We start from the raw sequence: 17,838 nt of genomic DNA on the forward strand, positions 1-17,838 counted from the left end.
CCAAACTTATGGTTCAAGATTTTAAATTCTAGAGATCAAATGACCATGTGGTATACAGCTGAAATGCACCATGCTTAACACGATTATTGTTCTTTGGAAAGTTACTTAGTCCAGCCGCATATCTCACACCAAATCCCAATCCTAAATCAGGTATTCTATATCCCGCACCGAATGCCAATGCAAAGTCAACGGTTTTTATTTGCTGGGTAAATGTCGAATTAGCGACATTGGCATCGTTAGATTTTCCTACCGCTGAGAGAAGCACACCAACTTGAGGTCCCAATTCTCCATACAAACCATCTATAGGATGTATTTTAGCCATTATTGGTACATCAACATAATTATAAACCTCTTTTCCAGTATCAAAATTGGCTCCTTTAACTGAATACAAAAGTTCTGGTTGGATACTGAGTAAATCAATAATTTGAATTTCCACAATACCACCAACCTGTAAACCTGCTAAAGTTCTGTCGGTGGTAACCAAAGAACCCGTATAGTTGGCCAAATTCACACCTAGTTTGGGTCCTATCCTAATTTGGGAATGTGAGAATTGAACAGTCAAAAGTATTAGTACTATTGTAATAATTGGATTTTTCATAATGTGCTTTATTAAAGTTGACACTAAGAAAAAAAGTGAGCCGCGGAGTAGAAAAAACAACCTAAAAAATACTGGTTTACCAGTAGTTTTTCTAGTGGAAAAAGTAATCAGACCAACGCTTTTTCAATTGCTATTTTGACCAGTGAAGCAGTATTGGAAGCTTTCATCTTTTTCATCAAATTTCGCCGATGGGTTTCAACGGTCAAGGGACTAATAAATAATTCTTCGGCAATTTGATTATTGGTTTTGCCCGAGACAATAAGTTTTAATATTTGCTTTTCCCTTTTTGTAAGACGAGGTGTGTTCCCCATAGAATGGAAAATCGTATTTGCCATTGCCTTCTGAACTTCTACACCGAAATATACGTTACCTCGGTAGACTTTATTTATGGCCTCTATAAGCTCTGTTTCAGTAACATTTTTAAGTAAATAGCCCTTTGCGCCATTCGATATCATTTGGTTGATAATACTTCTCTCACCATAGGTACTTAAACCAATTACAGCAATCGTGGGGTGCTTCTTTGATATTTGTTCGCAAATATCAATTCCACTTGTATCGGGTAAATTGATATCCAACAAAACGATATCAACAAAGTTGTTCTGCAGGTATTGCAGGGCATGATATCCGTCATTACAACTTTCTACAACTTTAATGTCTTGGTTGCCCCTGAGCAAAGACTTCAATCCCTCTATTACAAGTGGATGATCGTCGACAATCAATACTTTTATTTTCATCGTACTCAGTGCCATCTAGACTTCTATTACAATATTTACATTAGTACCTTCATTGGGTATTGAATCAAAATCAATTTCGCCATTAAGATAGGCAACCCTAGTCCTCAAGTTGTTCAAACCCATACCTCCACTTGTGACCGATTCCTTTGGTGAAAAGCCATTTCCATTGTCCTCGACCGTAATATGAATTTTATCATCTTCAATAAGGTATTGTACCAAGACTTCTTTTGCCTTAGAGTGTTTGACCGCATTATTAATCAGTTCTTGCATTATGCGATAAATTGTAAGAGATTTTGAATTTGATAGCTCTCGGTCATCATCATAGAATTGAATGATAAACTTAATATCGTCAATACCAGAACTTATGGAAGAACAATAATCTTCAATAGCATTTTTAAGTCCGTACCTAAAAAGTGTTTCGGGCATTAGGTTCATGGCAATTCCCCGGAGTTCACTAAGGGAATCATCAATATTTTTGGCAGCCTGTTTAAACTCTAGCTCCGCGGTTTGGCCATTGCTCTTTTTTGCCAATTTTTCTAATTTAATTCTAGTGGCTGATAATCTTCCTGCCAATCCATCATGAAGGTCAATTGCCAGTCTTTGACGCTCGTTTTCTTGTCCTTCAAGCATAGCGCTGTAAACTTTTGATTCCTGTTCATATTTCAGCTGATTGATTTCAGCTGACTTTAGCTGATCCTGCTTTTTAAAGTTTCGGTATCCGAAAAAAGTCAAACTCGCCAAAATGAACAATCCCAAAGAAATGGAAATTAAAAAGTAATTCTCTGATTGTTTCTTTGCCAATTCTAATTCGGTTTCATTGTTCTCTGACTTTAACTGAAAAATTTGGCGTTCTTTCTTTTCAGATTGGTACTGGCTCTCCAATCGATTGATCTCTTTTTCTAATTCTGATGTATTAATAGTATCAGAAATCGCCACATAGCTAGCCAAACTTTCTAATGCCTCACCATCCCTTCCTAGTTGATGTTGGTAATATGATAACTCCTTATATATTTCAGCCTCAATAATTTTGTTTTGATATTGCAGCGCTAATTCACGGCATTTTTGTGCATATTCCAGTCCTTTTCGATAATCTTTTTTAGCCCTATAAACATTCATAAATGTCATGTACAAGGGCAACTTATTGGATTGGATTGGATTCTGATTTAAGAACCTTTCTGCCTTTTTTAAGTTAATTATGGCTTTATCATAAGCCTCAGTTCCTATAAAATATTCAGCAAGAATGGTATGATAAAGTTGCTGCTTATCTTTTTTCGGTAGCGAATCAAGAACAGGCTTAACATTATCTAATTCCATTTTAGCCCTTGAGAGGGAATCCATTTGTAAGAGACAAGATGAGAATAAAAGTCGATTGGTGATGTAGCTTTGAAAATCATTGGATTTCAGGTGTTGGGGAGCGCCCAATTTAAAATATTCATAGGCCTTTTTATGTTGACCTTGATTAAAAAAACCAATACCAATATTGGTGTTGGCCTTTGCCAAGATTTCAAAGTAACCAATCTTTTCGGCAACTTTTGAAATCTTATTTATATAGTAAACGTCTTCATTAATTCCCTGCATTGAACGGACAACCCCAATATTAAAATTGGCCCTCACCCAAAGTTTTAAGTATTCTTCTGAAGAATCTTTTTTAATGACTTCACTGAGTACCGTATCTGCAGTTTTGAGATGATATTCAGCTTTGGTATGATTTCCATAACCATCATAAAAATCACCCAATAAAAAATGCCCTTTGCCAATTCCAAAGGCGTTATTTTTTTTCAACGCGCTTTCCAGTCCTTTGCGAACGTACCCTAAAGCTACCGCAGAATCTATTTCTTCATACAACTCTGCAATATCATAATTGATAAATATGCTACTGGGATTTTCCTTTAAAAAGGAATCAAGACTGTCTATTTTTACTTGAATATCTTCTTGTGAAAAAAGAGCACTTAAACTGAAGAGTATAAGGATTATGCTTCCAAATAAGTTTGATGTTCTATTCAATTTAAGCGCTCTTGTCAATGGTTAGTGTAAGATAGCAAATCAGCTCTTTTCAAAAATTAGGGTACTATCGAAATTAACTCTCCAAGTCAATTTTCGACCTTCGATGTATATTTCAATGGCCTCATCACCGATATAATAAAATCCTTCTTGAATGCTAAGATTTTCTGAACTATCAACTACTAACTCGCAACTACCATCTTGAAGTAAGTCCAATAAATAAAATTCTATTGTTTGGCCATCGCTTCGAATATAGGATTCTTGATAACAATCAAGATTCGAAACATCAGTATCGTTGATGGTAATTAAGAACCACTGCCCTTCGATGGGATCCCCTCCCCCATTATCAAAAAGCTCTCCCTCTTCTTCAGAAGTTGTTTCTGAACAAGCTGTTAGCAAGAACGTAAAAATTAGTATCCACAAGTTTAATTTGATTTTCATCCTAAATCGATTTAAGGTTACATTCAAAACAAACCCGTTTTATCATAGAAGAAAAAAGTGCGTTTATAAATACTGGTTTCTTGGTATTTTTTACTACTGTTATCATTGTAGTATTTCCCTACCAAAATTCTGATTACATTTAATAAATGGACAAGGAACATATTATAAGCGCTATAGTTAGTAACCACGATGCATTCTTCGCCAAATTGGATTCGCTTTCAGATGAGGAATTTTTGAAACAACCTGGTAATAAGTGGTCTGCTGGCCAACAATTGGATCACCTTATTAAATCTGTAAAACCCGTTGACATGGCCTTTGGGTTACCTATGTTCGTACTGAAGATGAAATTTGGAGTAGCCAATAGACCGAGTAAAAGCTATGAAGATTTGGTCACCAAATATTTGAATGCACTAGGTAAGAAGAGTGACTTTAAAATACCAAGTGAATTTGACCCGAAACAAATACCCTTAGAACGCCGCAAAAAGGCCTCAGAAAAACTTGACAAACTGGTTCATAAACTATGTAGCAGATTATCAAAGTTTTCAGAAGAAGAACTTGACAATTATATTTTGCCGCACCCTTTAATGGGTAAAGTCACCTTGCGAGAAATGCTCTATTTTACGGCCTATCATGTGCAGCATCATGATAAACAAATTCTGGAGAACTTAGCCAATGCAGATTCGAACAGCTAGAATTGAAGATGCGGAATATATCGCCTTATTGGGTCGTGTGACATTCACTGAAACCTTTGGACATTTATTTACAGACCCAAACGACTTATCGAATTATCTCAACCAAACGTTTGGTGTTCAGAAAATCAGAAATAGCCTTACTAAAGAGAACAACGTTTTTTGGCTTGCTTTCGTAGAAGAATTACCAGTTGGTTACGCCAAACTCAAACTTAATTCACCTTCAGAATTCATATCAGAACAACCTATTTGTCAGTTGCAAAAAATCTATGTCTTAAAGGACTTTTTATCCAGAAAAATTGGCAAGGTTTTGCAAGATGAACTACTGAATCATAGTAAAAATCTTGGTTTTAAGAGAATTTGGCTATCGGTCTTAAAAAGCAATAAACGAGCAATCGGCTTTTATCAAAAAAATGGTTTTGAACTCATAGGTGACCACTCGTTCACAATCGGTAAAGAAAAATTCGATTTTCAAGCCATGAGCAAAGCGCTATAGCCTTCGATTCCCTTATTTTTATTAAAATTTTACCGAATTACACAATGGAGTCTACTTTAGATTTTTCACCTGAACATTTCAAGGATTTATTGGACAAAACAACTGAATTGGTTCTAAATCAATTTGAAAATATCAATACGTTGGATGGCTACAATGATTTTCCACAGCCTGAAGTAGAAAGTTGGTTCAATGAACCCTTGCCAATAGATGGAATGGATGTTTCTGATTTACTTGAAATAGTACAAGAAAGGGTTTTGAAAACTGCCACAGGAAACTTGGGTCCACATATGTATGCATATGTCATGTCGGGAGGAAATCAAACTGCGATAATAGCTGAAAAATTAGCAACTACCATCAATCAGAATCAAACTAAATGGCACTTGGCACCTGCTTTAAATGAGATAGAAAAACGAGTGGTTTCTTGGACAGCTGAGCTGCTTGGTTTTCCAAAAGATTCGGGTGGTGTTCTTGTAAGTGGAGGGTCAGCAGCCAACCTTACCGGAATGACGGTAGGAAGAAACATCTTCTTTGAAAAGCAAAATATTCGTAAAACTGGACTTTTCAATCAAAAACCTTTTGTGGTATATGCTTCAGAAGAAGTTCACAGCTGTGTTGACAAAAGTGTTGAACTCCTAGGTATAGGAACCAATCATCTAAGAAAAATCACGACTGACTCAGAGTTTAAAATCAACCTTGATGAGTTGGAAACAACCATCAAAACAGATATTGAAATCGGTTTGCAACCATTTTGTTTAATAGGTAATGCAGGAACCGTAAATACAGGTGCCATTGATGATTTAAATGCGCTCGCCGATATTGCAGAGAAATATAACCTTTGGTACCATATTGATGGCGCTTATGGTTCGCTTGCAGGTATTCTAGATTCCTTAAAAGCTGACTATCGGGGAATGGAGCGAGGAGATTCAATTGCCATAGATTTTCACAAATGGCTATATGTGCCATTTGAAGGGGGCTGTACGCTAGTTCGAAGTTGGGATAAACTAAAACGAACATACTTCAAGAAAGCCGCCTATTTGGATACTGAGTTGGCAAACGAAGGTAACCGTATGGAATTTAATGAGCACTATTTTCAGCTTTCGAGAAATTCTAAAGCGTTCAAAGTCTGGATGACCATGAAGGCCTATGGAATGCAGCGGATAAAAGAAATGATTCAAAAAGATATCGATTTGACTGATTATTTGAATGACTTGGTTCGTGAATCGAATGATTTTGAATTAGTAGCTGATTCAAAACTGGCCGTTTCTTGTTTTCGATATGTTGGCACCATGAAATCAAAAGATGAAATAGATGATTTCAATAAAAAACTCATGCCCGAGTTGGAAAAAGATGGTCGAGTCTTTATTATGGGTACCACATTAAAGGGTGAATATGCAATCAGGGCTTGCCTAATCAATCACCGTAAAACTAAGGATACCACTAAATATCTATTGGATGTTATTCGGGACGTTGCCCAAAAAATGCTCCTTATAAAGACTTAAATTCAATTACTAGTGTAGGTTCAAAAAATTCGACTCTCGTCACTCTTAAAAACAAAAAAAACCACTGCATGAACAGTGGTTTAAAATTTGAGTTAGTTTCCTGATTAAATCAGGAATGGAATTATTCTTTGCCCGAAGCAATTTTCTTTTTCAATGAATCGAACATTACTGGTGTTGCGATGAATACAGAGGAATAGGTACCAACGATAACACCTACAATCATTGCGAACATAAATCCGCGTAGGGATTCTCCACCAAATACAAATATGGCAAGCAATACGATTAATGTTGTCAAAGACGTATTCAGGGTTCGGCTTAATGTACTGTTCAAAGCTTCGTTTACGTGCTCGCCATTCTTCCAACCTTTTAGGCCTACTACCTCACGAATTCGGTCAAATACAACCACGGTATCATTCAAGGAATAACCGATTACCGTTAGAATAGCAGCGATAAAAGCTTGGTCAATTTCCATATTAAAAGGCATCACCGCACTTGTAAGCGAGAAGATTCCGAGTACTATAAGCACGTCATGTGCAACAGCAGTAACGGCACCCAGTGAGAATTGCCATTTTCTAAAACGCAATAAGATATATAGGAAAACTACGGCTAGGGAACCTAATATTGCCCAATATGCATTTTGTTTGATATCATCAGCAATTGTTGGTCCAACTTTGGTTGATTGTAGTATTCCTAATGACTTTTCAGAGGCTCCAACTGTAAAGTCTTCAAATGTATATCCATCTGGCAAATACTTTTGAAGTGAGGAATACAGCTTGTTTTGAATTTCGGTATCAACTTCTATACCTTCTACATCAACTTTATACGGTGTAGTTACCTTTATCTGATTTGCTTCACCAAAAGTCTTAACATTGGTACCACTGCCAAAGACGGTATTCAATTCAGAAGCAATCTCTGAAGGATTTACCGCTTGTTCAAATCGAATTTGGTAAGAGCGTCCTCCAATAAAATCTACTCCTTCTTGCAATCCAGTAGTAAATAAAGAGAACAAACTTACAGCAACCAATATTCCCGAAACCACATAAGCAATCTTTCTTTTACCTAAGAAATTGATACTCATACCGGTGAACAATTTCTTGGTCATTGGTGTTGAAAACGCCAAATCCCTCCCCTTTTTCGCGGTATACGCCTCCACCATCAAACGGGTAATGAAAATTGCAGTAAATAAAGAAGTAACGATACCTATTAAAAGCGTTGTCGCAAATCCTTTAATTGGTCCTGAACCAAAAACAAAAAGGATAATAGCAGTTAGACCAGTAGTAATGTTCGCATCAAGTATTGACGATAAAGCATTGCTAAAACCATCTGAAATAGCTTGGGCCTTGCCTTTACCTCTGGCCAATTCTTCTTTAATACGCTCAAATATAAGTACGTTGGCATCTACCGACATACCGATGGTCAATACTATACCTGCAATACCTGGCAACGTCAAAACAGCACCAAGGCTTGTCAAGACACCAAAAATTAATAAGATATTGAAAATCAAAGCGATATCAGCAAAAATACCGGCACGCCCATAGTAAAATACCATCCATAGAAGTACGAAAGCCATTGCAATCAAGAATGACATAAAACCACTATCGATTGCTTCTTGTCCCAATGAAGGTCCTACAACCTCAGATTGGATTATTTCCGCTTTGGCAGGAAGTTTACCCGCTCTAAGAACGTTTGCAATATCCTTGGTCTCATTAACAGTAAAAGTTCCTGTAATCTCTGAACGACCTCCTGAAATTGGACCTGTGGAAACACCTGGTGCAGTGTATACTTTATTATCAAGAACAATAGCAATACCTGTCTGATTGTTGAATGCATCGCCGGTCAATTTCTCCCAATCCCTTGCCCCTTTTGTATTCATGGTCATGCTTACCGCAGGCTTGCTAAATTGGTCAAAAGTGTCCTGAGCATCTGAAACAACGTCACCACTGATACGTGGTACATTATCACGATTAGATTTTAGTGCATAAAGCTCTGCTACTTCTGATTCTTTTGGAGGGCGCTCCCAAGCAAATTTGGTAAACTGAACATCTGCTGGCAACAACCTTCTAATTTCTGGCATTCTTAGGTATTCACCCACCTCTGCCGTATCGGTAAGGGCAACCCTTGCAATTGCATGGCTTCCTGGATTTGCAGGGATTAATTTGCTTAAAAGTGGGTTACTACGTGCAATATCCAATGAATCTTCCGCAACATCAGACAACAAAGAATCCAACTCTGATTCCTGTGCAGAAAGTGAATCTTGTTCCTCTTCTTCGGGTTTTAGAATTTCGGCCAAACGCTGGTCCGCATTCACGAAAAATTGTCCAAGACTTTGATTACTCTGTTGGTAAGTCTCCCAAAATTCCAATTGGGCCGTACTTGATAAAAGCTCTTGAGCCCTTGCAATATCTTTAGCTCCCGGTAATTCAACTAGAATTCGCCCAGAAGTACCTTCACGCTGAATATTCGGTTGAGTTACCCCGAAACCATCTATACGTTCCCGTAGCACCTCAAAAGCAGAAACAATGGCTTCATCCAATTTTCTTCGAATTACTGGCTTAACCTCATCATCGGTCATTTGAAAATTGACCTCATCACTTAGTCCTTTGTTGGAAAAGATTTCGGGAGATGCCAATTTGGTATCACCTTTAATTGCATCGAATGAATCGAAGAATAATTCAACATAGGAATCCTGGCTGTTCTTTGACGCTTCATCAGCATCTGCCAAGGCCTTATTAAAAATCGGATTCTTTGTGTTATTGGCCAATCCTTTAAGGATATCCTTTACTGAAATTTGAAGGGTAACATTTATACCCCCTTTAAGGTCGAGCCCTTTGTTTAATTCCTTGGTCTTAGCATCGGCGTAACTTGTGTATCCCAAGACAGGATTGTCGGCTACTGAATCCAAATATTTGGCTTCTACAGCTTCGCGTTTTGAAACATAGTCTTCTTCAGCTTCTGAAATCTCATTCACTGCGAAAGTTGCAGCGTCTTTTTCAATTTTACTGGTTACGAAGGTGAAGGACAGTTGGTAGATGCTCACCAATCCGAATAGGATGGCAAATAGTCTTATAAGTCCCTTATTTTGCATTTTACTATTTTTTTGTGTGAATAAAGTTTTTAGTAGCTGTATCAACTACAGCGAAGATTACTTTGAATTAAGTAATCGATTGTACATCAATTAAAGTAATTGAGAATTTTAGGCATTTATTTGATGAGAAGGGCCAGCCCTTATTTCAGGAATTCGATATGAAAATTTATCGAAGGCGATTAAAATATTGCTATTTATTTTGAGCGTTTGAACTGAGCTAGGACATGTATTAAAATCTAAAGTTGCACCAAATGATAAGGTGTCCTGAAATGGCGATGTTTGTCTTACATCGCTTTTATTTTGATTGGAAACTAACGTTCCTTGTGTATTGAAAGAGCCATCTACCTTAGCGTATAGGTCTGATACAACAAGTTGATAGTTCTTAGATTCATTTTCCTTTGGAAAATCCGTAGGAAACTCATCGCCATTTGATGTTGCCGTTTGGTTTTCATTGGTAAGAAATCGCTCAACGGTTTCAACATCTATCTCACTGTAATACCGTACACTTATTTGCCGTTGGTCATTTTCCACTATTTCAATAGCTTCAATACCCAATAACTTCAGCTTATGCTGAATATCGGCCAAGACCTTAGCATGGTCAGTTTCTGAAGCTAATTCTAAGTCAACAAATTGTAATACTATTTGTTGATTTAAAGCTTTATTGGGCGCCTTACTTAACCCAAATAAAACTAGAAGAATAAATAATGTACTTGCGTACCATTTTGCATTCATGCGGCAAATATAACTTAATTCGCTTCTAGACAATATATTTTTTTACAGTACCGAAAGGCGGAATGAACCATGACCTTACCAAAAAAGAAAACCCTTAACTGAATACAACTGTAAAGGGTTTTCGTTATTGTGTTTAGGCGCCAACGCTATAGCTCCAATAAACCGTTGGTTTTAGATACCCCCTCGGCACTTTCGGCCATTTTGGCCATTTCAGCATCGGAAAGGTTAATTTCAACCACCTTCTCTATACCATTCTTACCTAATATTACTGGAACACCGATACAGATATCGTTCAAGCCGTATTCACCTTCTAAATATGTTGAACAAGGGAACATCTTCTTTTGGTCACATGCTATTGCCTGTACCAAACCAGATACCGCTGCTCCTGGGGCATACCATGCACTTGTTCCCAACAATTTGGTCAAAGTAGCACCGCCAACCTTGGTTTCTTGAACTACATAATCCATTTGGTCCTGCGTCAAAAATTCTGAAACCTTAACACTGTTTCTGGTGGCATGTCCGATTAAGGGCACCATACCTTTGTCACTATGACCACCAATGACCATTCCGTCTACATCAGAAATAGGTGCCTCACAAGCTTCGGCCAATCGATATTTAAAACGTGCACTATCTAGAGCACCACCCATTCCAATAATTTTATGTTTTGGTAAATCAGTTGTTTTATGCACCAAGTAGGTCATTGTGTCCATTGGATTACTGACAACAATAATGATGGCATTTGGGGAATGTTCCAAAAGACTTTGGGAAACGCTCTTCACGATTCCTGCGTTGATTCCGATAAGTTCTTCTCTGGTCATACCAGGTTTTCTTGGAATGCCCGAGGTAATTACAGCGATATCACTACCTGCTGTTTTTGAATAATCGTTTGTGCTACCTGTAATCTTCGTGTCAAAACCATTTAAAGAGGCCGTTTGCATTAAATCCATGGCCTTTCCTTCTGCATATCCTTCCTTAATATCCAGTAAAACAACTTCAGCTGCAAAATCCTTAATGGCAATATATTCTGCACAGCTTGCTCCAACTGCTCCTGCGCCAACTACGGTAACTTTCATTATTTGGTGTTTTTAAGTTAAAAATTCGAGCAAAAATACGGATTTTAAGGGTATTGGTTTATGAATTGCCCCACTACTTCAGTTCAATAATTTTGTTAAAGAAATAGGTAACTCAACGAAAAAATCCTGAACAGCTGTAGTTCATCGAAATCTTTGAAATACAGTTATTTCTATGTCGTTGTAGTAGTCCCAAATCTTAATTAACCTACTTAACCGCATGAAGAAGCTCTTTTCATTGCTTGCTATCATGGCAATTCTTGTTGTGAGCAACTGTTCTAAAATTCCCGAGAATAATGACCCTATTCTGGGCACTTGGGAAAACGAAACCACTTTATCACCTTCTGGAAAATTGAATGTAGATATCAAAGAAGAATGGATATTTAACGACGTTTATCTTGGCCGTTACCATAAATTCGAAAATGGCCAGCTGACCATTATTTCAGATTTTCGTTGGAAAAAAGACGACGAACAATATACCATTTCATATCCAGGACTTGACCGCGCAGACGAAGAAGTAAACATGGATTATGAAAATGAAAGTGAAGTGTTGGAAAGGATGGATGGCAAAATCTTCGCAAGAAGAAGATAACCGGAAATAAAAAAAGCCTCTCGAAGACCGAGAGGCTGAAATTGTTTTGTTTTTTCTATCTGAAACCGAAGTTGACTCCCAAGGTTGCTGTATTGAATTCGGCCATATTGTATTCGCCGTTTATTCTAAAGAAACCTAGTTTTAGTTTAAAACCAACATTGGCATTGACACCACTAACATCATTATTGACACTAAAAGGGTCGTTGTAGGTAGTTTGAAATGGACCAGAGGTAACGATATATTCCCCCAGAATATCAGCTTCAGACTTTCCAGAAATATATCCTAATCCACCATAAAAATTAATTACGGGGAGTTTGGTAGACACCACTGCGCTAAAATTCCATGTTGTTATATCTGCTTCAACCTTTTGATTGGAACCATCAATTCCACTGGCATCAGTGAAATCGTATTCCCCACTTAAGTTCGTGTAACCAATTACTGCAGATATTGCAATTGGCAGAACCTTATCCGCAGGTAATAATTTTGTGAATTCATATTGAATACCAGCACCGAAAAGACCGATTTCAGCACTATCTTCAAACTTCAATTTAGGTAAAAAGCGCGCTTTTACCTCTAGGCCTTTTATAAGACCAACACTGCCTTGAATGTATCCTGAAGGCACAAAATTAAAATCCTCAGCCGCTAGACCTGCAGGCAAATCAAATTCTTCTCGGCCTAAACCATTTTCATCTTCAATGAATACACGAACACCTTGAATTTCACCCAATCCTGTTGAAACAGGTCTGGCAACACCAGGGTTATCAACAAAGTCCAAGTTTTCGTAATCATTGGGATCTAAAACAAAAGTTTTTTTGTCAGACTTATTTTTAAATCCTGTAATGTTACCGACAATGGATATTTCAAATCCAGCCAGGGGTTTGGCATCAGCTGTATTGTACCAACCATTCGAGATACTATAAATACCAGCTTCTGTTACTGGGGCCAAATAATCGTTGGCATATCTTTCTGCATCCGCTACACCAGAAATTAAAAGTTGGTTAAAATCCTGAGCTTTGACAAGGGGCATTGCCAATAAAGCTAAAAGTAAGATTGATTTCCGCATTTGTACTAATTTTCCTTAAAACTAAAAAACCCTGACGCTATGGTCAGGGTTTTTGTTGTGAAAGTCTTATTATCTATACATCAATGTTGGCATAAACGGCATTTTTCTCTATGAATTCCCGTCTAGGTGGTACTTCATCACCCATTAACATTGAAAAGATACGGTCAGATTCGGTAGCATTGTCAATACTAACCTGACGTAGTGTTCTGAATTCTGGATTCATCGTGGTGTCCCATAATTGTTCAGCATTCATTTCACCAAGACCTTTGTAGCGCTGTATTCCTGCTCCTCCACCCATGGATTCGACCAATTCATCACGTTCCTTATCATTCCATGCATAACGTTTCTTACTACCCTTTTTTACGAGGTATAGCGGCGGTGTTGCAATGTAAACGTGGCCTTGTTCGATTAATTCCTTCATATAGCGGAAGAAGAAGGTCAAAATCAAGGTTTCGATGTGGCTTCCATCAACATCCGCATCACACATGATCACTACTTTGTGGTAACGTAGTTTTTCAAGGTTCAAAGCCTTACTATCTTCTTCAGTACCGATAGTAACACCAAGAGCAGTGTAGATGTTTCGAATTTCTTCATTTTCAAACACCTTATGCTGCATTGCCTTTTCGACATTCAAGATCTTACCCCTGAGTGGCAGAATAGCTTGAAAATTTCTATCACGGCCCTGCTTAGCAGTACCGCCTGCAGAATCACCCTCTACCAAGAATACTTCACATTTGGTTGGGTCTTGTTCAGAGCAGTCCGAAAGCTTCCCTGGCAATCCACCAACGCTCATTGGGTTCTTACGTTGAACCATTTCACGGGCTTTTGCCGCAGCATGGCGCGCCTGCGCGGCCAACTTCACCTTTTCTACAATTTGTTTCGCATCATCTGGATGCTCTTCCAAATAGTTGGTCAGCATTTCAGAAACAGCCTGACTGACCGCACTGGTAACTTCTCTGTTACCAAGTTTTGTTTTAGTCTGCCCCTCGAATTGCGGTTCTGCAACTTTAACCGATACGATCGCAGTTAACCCCTCACGAAAATCATCGCCTGAAATTTCAAACTTCAACTTATCCAATAGGCCTGAGTTGTCGGCATACTTCTTTAAAGTACTCGTCAATCCTCGACGGAAGCCTGAAAGGTGAGTTCCACCTTCATGGGTATTGATATTGTTCACATATGAATGCAGGTTTTCGGAGTAACCCGTATTGTAAATCATCGCAACCTCAACTGGAATACCGTTTTTCTCCCCTTCCATGGAGACCACACTTTGAATAAGCGGGTCACGGGTTTCATCTAAAAACCGAATAAATTCCTTTAAACCTTCTTGCGAATGGAAAACTTCACCAATGAATTCCCCTTTCTCGTCTTTATTTCTTTTATCTGTAAGTGAGATTGTTATACCCTTGTTCAAATAGGCGAGCTCTCGCATACGATTGGAAAGGGTCTCATAGCTATATTCCGTGGTTTGGGTAAAAATGGTATCGTCAGGAGTAAACGTAACGATTGTACCGGATTCTTTGGTTTCACCGACACTTTTTACTGGATATTGGGTTTTACCTCTTTCATATTCCTGCTCCCAAATTTTTCCTTCGCGATGAACAGTCGCCTTTAAATGACTTGATAACGCATTCACACAAGAAACACCGACACCGTGCAAACCACCGGAAACTTTGTAAGAGTCCTTATCGAACTTTCCACCCGCCCCAATCTTGGTCATTACTACCTCAAGAGCAGATACTCCTTCTTTTTTATGCAATCCAACCGGTATACCTCGACCATTATCCTGAACCGTAATTGAGTTGTCTTCATTGATGGTCACTTTGATGTTATCGCAGTGCCCACCCATGGCTTCATCAATAGAGTTATCGACTACCTCATACACCAAATGGTGAAGACCACGCGTACCTACATCGCCAATGTACATTGAAGGACGCATTCTAACGTGTTCCATGCCCTCAAGGGCCTGTATACTATCCGCTGAATATTGTCCTTTTTTCTTCTCTTCGCTCATAATTTTATAGCTAGGTTTTATTGCAAAAATTAAATCTTACAAATATACCGAAAAGCCAGTGATTATGCAGCTTTGGTGCCTATCGGACTTGTTAAGTTATTAACAAAAAAACGTTGATAAATCAACGTTTTTTTAACCTTTTTCAAAATTAGATAATTCGGACCCTAGCAAACCATTGAAAAGACCCTTCGGCTTTACTCAGGGTGAATTCGACCAGCAAGTTTCCACAAAAACTTGGGTCTTATTTCACATAGGCATCTTCATGAACATTTGCCACTGCCCTACCTGAAGGATCATTCATGTTTTTAAAAGCTTCATCCCACTCTAGAGCAATTTGTGTACTACAAGCCACAGAAGCCTCCTGAGGCACGCTCAAAGCGGCTGCATCCGAAGGAAAATGTTCTTCGAAAATGGAACGATAATAATACTCTTCCTTACTAGTAGGGGTTTGTATAGGAAACTTGAAATGGGCATTTGCCAATTTCTCGTCGCTTATTTCCTCTTCTACCAAAGCTTTTAGTGTATCTATCCAACTGTAACCCACGCCATCTGAGAATTGCTCTTTCTGTCTCCAAGCTACACTTTCTGGAAGGTATTCCTCAAAGGCTTTTCGAACCACCCATTTCTCCATTCGTTCAGGAGTTATCATTTTGTCTTTAGGATTAATGCGCATTGCAACATCCATGAATTCCTTATCAAGAAAAGGAACCCGCCCCTCAATACCCCAGGCTGCTAGGGACTTGTTAGCACGCAAACAATCGTACATGTGCAGTTTACTCAACTTGCGAACAGTCTCTTCGTGAAACTCCTTGTCATTAGGAGCTTTGTGAAAATATAGGTAGCCACCGAATAATTCATCGGCACCTTCACCTGACAGTACCATCTTTATTCCCATTGATTTGATGACCCTTGCCATCAAATACATTGGCGTGCTCGCACGAATGGTAGTGATATCGTAAGTCTCTAGATTATAGATTACATCGCGTATGGCATCCAATCCTTCTTGAATGGTGAATTTTATCTCGTGATGCACCGTACCGATGTGGTCCGCAACTTTTTGGGCAGCTGCCAAATCAGGAGAGCCCTCCAATCCAACTGAGAAGGAATGCAATTGCGGCCACCAAGCCTCTTTGGTACCGCCACTTTCAACGCGCATTTGGGCATGTTTTTTAGCCAAGGCCGATGTTACCGAAGAATCAAGACCCCCCGACAATAAAACTCCGTAAGGTACGTCTGACATTAATTGTCTTTTAACTGCTGCCTCCAAGGCGTCATGAAGGTCTTGTATACTCGTTTCGTTTTCCTTAACAGCATCGTATTCCATCCAATCCCTTTCATACCATCTTACAAATTCACCTTTAGAACTGTGCATATAATGACCCGGAGGAAACAACTCTATCTTCGTACAAGTACCTTCAAGAGCCTTAAGTTCAGAAGCAACATAGAATGTTCCGTTTTCATCCCAGCCTATGTACAAGGGAATGATACCCATATGATCGCGAGCAATAAAGTATTCATCTTTTTCACTGTCATATATCGCAAAACCGAATATCCCATTCAACTCGTCAACAAAATCAACGCCTTTCTTTTGGTACAAGGCTAAGATAATTTCGCAGTCAGACTGAGTTTGAAAATCGTAATCTTCAAATTGGTCCCTAAGCTCCCTGTGATTATATATTTCACCATTGGCAGCTAAAATCAACTTGCCATCTGGACTGAACAAAGGCTGTTTACCCGAAGCGGGGTCTACAATTGCCAATCGCTCATGGGCCATAATGGCATTTTCATTTGCATATATTCCACTCCAGTCAGGACCTCGATGCCTAACTTTTTTTGACATCTCCAATAATTGTGGCCTAAGGCTATCCGTACTTTCTTTCAAATCAAAGGCACATACAATTCCGCACATAATTCAAATAGTTTATTTCAAAATGAACCCCAAAGATGAACTGAATATTTCAAATAGTAAACATAATAGAACTATTGATTATATTTTTTAAATTTTTGCAGTATTCAAATATAAAAGTGTTAGCATAGCTGGATTAAAAAAAGGAAATAAGAACAATATGAAAGATGTTAAATTTTAACTTGATTTTAAAGTCTGTTGTAAGGGAAGCCCTTAGATTTGGACTCTAATAAAAAATAACACCATGAAACGAATCATATTTAGTTTAGCGGTGCTTTTATGCGCCAGTCAAGTATCAGCTCAAGACTTTAAAGATTTGGATAAAAGTCCTGCTGATATCGCGGCCTTCCCATCCAAGTACAACATCTCTGATAAACTAGTTCGAATTACCTACAGCAGACCTCAATTAAAGGGACGTGATGTTGCAGATTTAGCTCCAGCCGGAAAAGTATGGAGAACAGGTGCGAATGAAGCTGCTGAAATTACTTTTTACAAGGATGCCAAAATTGGTGGTAAAAATGTAAAAGCCGGCACCTATTCTTTATTTACTATACCAGGTGAAGGGGAATGGGCTGTAATATTGAACAATAACCTCAACCAATGGGGTGCCTATAGTTATGAGAATGCAGCGGACGTATTGCGTGTGAAAGCCAAGGCAACAACATCTGATACTTCACTGGAAGCGTTTTCCGTTGCATTTGATGATGATGGAAATCTATTTATGGGATGGGGCAATGTACGAGTTGAAGTTCCTATGAGCTACCAATAGAAATTTAAGGTTACCAAAGAAATAAAAGAGGGTGTCTTTATAGACATCCTCTTTTGTTTTTATTCCACTTTAAACCTGATTTTTCCGCTTTACCTTGATTCTTTTGCTATAAAATCGGTCGATGGCTTCTTTTGCTGCATAATTCGAAA

At 38.4% G+C, this 17,838-nt stretch carries 15 protein-coding genes; 5 read left to right on the plus strand and 10 right to left on the minus strand.

Going from position 1 to position 17,838, the window contains the following annotated elements:
• Nucleotides 1-28: 28 nt before the first annotated feature.
• The 4 genes from HCU67_RS14170 to HCU67_RS14185 form a co-directional block, all read right to left on the minus strand.
• The gene (locus HCU67_RS14170; RefSeq protein WP_168553247.1) at nucleotides 29-598 is read right to left on the minus strand and encodes a porin family protein; all 570 of its coding nucleotides are present in this window, start codon (nucleotides 596-598) and stop codon (nucleotides 29-31) included.
• Between the two features lie 107 nt (nucleotides 599-705).
• Nucleotides 706-1,332 (minus strand): response regulator, encoded by a 627-nt coding sequence (locus HCU67_RS14175; protein ID WP_246865790.1) that lies wholly within the window; start codon nucleotides 1,330-1,332, stop codon nucleotides 706-708.
• A 15-nt stretch (nucleotides 1,333-1,347) separates the two neighbouring features.
• The gene (locus tag HCU67_RS14180; RefSeq protein ID WP_210423718.1) at nucleotides 1,348-3,336 is read right to left on the minus strand and encodes a tetratricopeptide repeat-containing sensor histidine kinase; all 1,989 of its coding nucleotides are present in this window, start codon (nucleotides 3,334-3,336) and stop codon (nucleotides 1,348-1,350) included.
• Nucleotides 3,337-3,375: 39 nt separating this feature from the next.
• The gene (locus HCU67_RS14185; RefSeq protein WP_168553250.1) at nucleotides 3,376-3,774 is read right to left on the minus strand and encodes a hypothetical protein; all 399 of its coding nucleotides are present in this window, start codon (nucleotides 3,772-3,774) and stop codon (nucleotides 3,376-3,378) included.
• A 146-nt stretch (nucleotides 3,775-3,920) separates the two neighbouring features.
• Here HCU67_RS14185 and HCU67_RS14190 point away from each other — a divergent pair, with 146 nt between their 5' ends.
• From HCU67_RS14190 to HCU67_RS14200, 3 genes are read left to right on the plus strand one after another with little or no spacing between them, the layout of a single operon-like run.
• Complete coding sequence (locus tag HCU67_RS14190) at nucleotides 3,921-4,466, plus strand: DinB family protein (protein WP_168553251.1); 546 nt, start codon at nucleotides 3,921-3,923, stop codon at nucleotides 4,464-4,466.
• Nucleotides 4,447-4,959: a GNAT family N-acetyltransferase gene (locus tag HCU67_RS14195; protein WP_168553252.1), complete on the plus strand. Its 513-nt coding sequence runs from the start codon at nucleotides 4,447-4,449 to the stop codon at nucleotides 4,957-4,959. The genes HCU67_RS14190 and HCU67_RS14195 overlap by 20 nt, the downstream gene beginning before the upstream one ends.
• Nucleotides 4,960-5,003: 44 nt before the next feature.
• The gene (locus tag HCU67_RS14200) at nucleotides 5,004-6,458 is read left to right on the plus strand and encodes a pyridoxal phosphate-dependent decarboxylase family protein (protein WP_168553253.1); all 1,455 of its coding nucleotides are present in this window, start codon (nucleotides 5,004-5,006) and stop codon (nucleotides 6,456-6,458) included.
• A gap of 121 nt (nucleotides 6,459-6,579) precedes the next feature.
• On the opposite strand, the gene secDF is transcribed toward HCU67_RS14200, so the two are convergent.
• The 3 genes from secDF to mdh all read right to left on the minus strand — a co-directional run bounded on the left by secDF (nucleotide 6,580) and on the right by mdh (nucleotide 11,348).
• Nucleotides 6,580-9,543 (minus strand): protein translocase subunit SecDF, encoded by a 2,964-nt coding sequence (gene secDF / locus HCU67_RS14205; RefSeq protein ID WP_168553254.1) that lies wholly within the window; start codon nucleotides 9,541-9,543, stop codon nucleotides 6,580-6,582.
• A 108-nt stretch (nucleotides 9,544-9,651) separates the two neighbouring features.
• Complete coding sequence (locus tag HCU67_RS14210) at nucleotides 9,652-10,275, minus strand: hypothetical protein (RefSeq protein ID WP_168553255.1); 624 nt, start codon at nucleotides 10,273-10,275, stop codon at nucleotides 9,652-9,654.
• A gap of 146 nt (nucleotides 10,276-10,421) precedes the next feature.
• A complete protein-coding gene (gene mdh / locus HCU67_RS14215) occupies nucleotides 10,422-11,348 on the minus strand; it encodes a malate dehydrogenase (RefSeq protein ID WP_168553256.1) in 927 nt (308 codons plus the stop codon).
• Between the two features lie 217 nt (nucleotides 11,349-11,565).
• Between mdh and HCU67_RS14220 the strand changes: the two genes are divergently transcribed.
• Complete coding sequence (locus HCU67_RS14220) at nucleotides 11,566-11,937, plus strand: DUF2147 domain-containing protein (RefSeq protein WP_168553257.1); 372 nt, start codon at nucleotides 11,566-11,568, stop codon at nucleotides 11,935-11,937.
• Nucleotides 11,938-11,992: 55 nt separating this feature from the next.
• On the opposite strand, the gene HCU67_RS14225 is transcribed toward HCU67_RS14220, so the two are convergent.
• The 3 genes from HCU67_RS14225 to asnB all read right to left on the minus strand — a co-directional run bounded on the left by HCU67_RS14225 (nucleotide 11,993) and on the right by asnB (nucleotide 16,923).
• Complete coding sequence (locus HCU67_RS14225) at nucleotides 11,993-13,000, minus strand: DUF6588 family protein (protein ID WP_168553258.1); 1,008 nt, start codon at nucleotides 12,998-13,000, stop codon at nucleotides 11,993-11,995.
• Nucleotides 13,001-13,073: 73 nt separating this feature from the next.
• A complete protein-coding gene (gene gyrB, locus HCU67_RS14230; RefSeq protein WP_168553259.1) occupies nucleotides 13,074-15,014 on the minus strand; it encodes a DNA topoisomerase (ATP-hydrolyzing) subunit B in 1,941 nt (646 codons plus the stop codon).
• Nucleotides 15,015-15,255: 241 nt separating this feature from the next.
• A complete protein-coding gene (gene asnB / locus HCU67_RS14235; protein WP_168553260.1) occupies nucleotides 15,256-16,923 on the minus strand; it encodes an asparagine synthase B in 1,668 nt (555 codons plus the stop codon).
• 241 nt (nucleotides 16,924-17,164) lie between these two features.
• Between asnB and HCU67_RS14240 the strand changes: the two genes are divergently transcribed.
• Nucleotides 17,165-17,689, plus strand: a complete 525-nt coding sequence (locus HCU67_RS14240; RefSeq protein ID WP_168553261.1) for a DUF2911 domain-containing protein — start codon at nucleotides 17,165-17,167, stop codon at nucleotides 17,687-17,689.
• Nucleotides 17,690-17,838 lie beyond the last annotated feature (149 nt).

It is taken from the genome of Croceivirga thetidis, assembly GCF_012272815.1.
Taxonomy (GTDB): Bacteria; Bacteroidota; Bacteroidia; order Flavobacteriales; family Flavobacteriaceae; genus Croceivirga; species Croceivirga thetidis.

Bases quoted from the DNA above. Each gene is read 5' to 3' on its own strand.
- HCU67_RS14170 (WP_168553247.1), bottom strand. From the start codon at position 598: ATGAAAAATCCAATTATTACAATAGTACTAATACTTTTGACTGTTCAA.
- HCU67_RS14175 (WP_246865790.1), bottom strand. From the start codon at position 1,332: ATGAAAATAAAAGTATTGATTGTCGACGATCATCCACTTGTAATAGAG.
- HCU67_RS14185 (WP_168553250.1), bottom strand. From the start codon at position 3,774: ATGAAAATCAAATTAAACTTGTGGATACTAATTTTTACGTTCTTGCTA.
- HCU67_RS14190 (WP_168553251.1), top strand. From the start codon at position 3,921: ATGGACAAGGAACATATTATAAGCGCTATAGTTAGTAACCACGATGCA.
- HCU67_RS14195 (WP_168553252.1), top strand. From the start codon at position 4,447: ATGCAGATTCGAACAGCTAGAATTGAAGATGCGGAATATATCGCCTTA.
- HCU67_RS14200 (WP_168553253.1), top strand. From the start codon at position 5,004: ATGGAGTCTACTTTAGATTTTTCACCTGAACATTTCAAGGATTTATTG.
- secDF (WP_168553254.1), bottom strand. From the start codon at position 9,543: ATGCAAAATAAGGGACTTATAAGACTATTTGCCATCCTATTCGGATTG.
- HCU67_RS14210 (WP_168553255.1), bottom strand. From the start codon at position 10,275: ATGAATGCAAAATGGTACGCAAGTACATTATTTATTCTTCTAGTTTTA.
- mdh (WP_168553256.1), bottom strand. From the start codon at position 11,348: ATGAAAGTTACCGTAGTTGGCGCAGGAGCAGTTGGAGCAAGCTGTGCA.
- HCU67_RS14220 (WP_168553257.1), top strand. From the start codon at position 11,566: ATGAAGAAGCTCTTTTCATTGCTTGCTATCATGGCAATTCTTGTTGTG.
- HCU67_RS14225 (WP_168553258.1), bottom strand. From the start codon at position 13,000: ATGCGGAAATCAATCTTACTTTTAGCTTTATTGGCAATGCCCCTTGTC.
- gyrB (WP_168553259.1), bottom strand. From the start codon at position 15,014: ATGAGCGAAGAGAAGAAAAAAGGACAATATTCAGCGGATAGTATACAG.
- asnB (WP_168553260.1), bottom strand. From the start codon at position 16,923: ATGTGCGGAATTGTATGTGCCTTTGATTTGAAAGAAAGTACGGATAGC.
- HCU67_RS14240 (WP_168553261.1), top strand. From the start codon at position 17,165: ATGAAACGAATCATATTTAGTTTAGCGGTGCTTTTATGCGCCAGTCAA.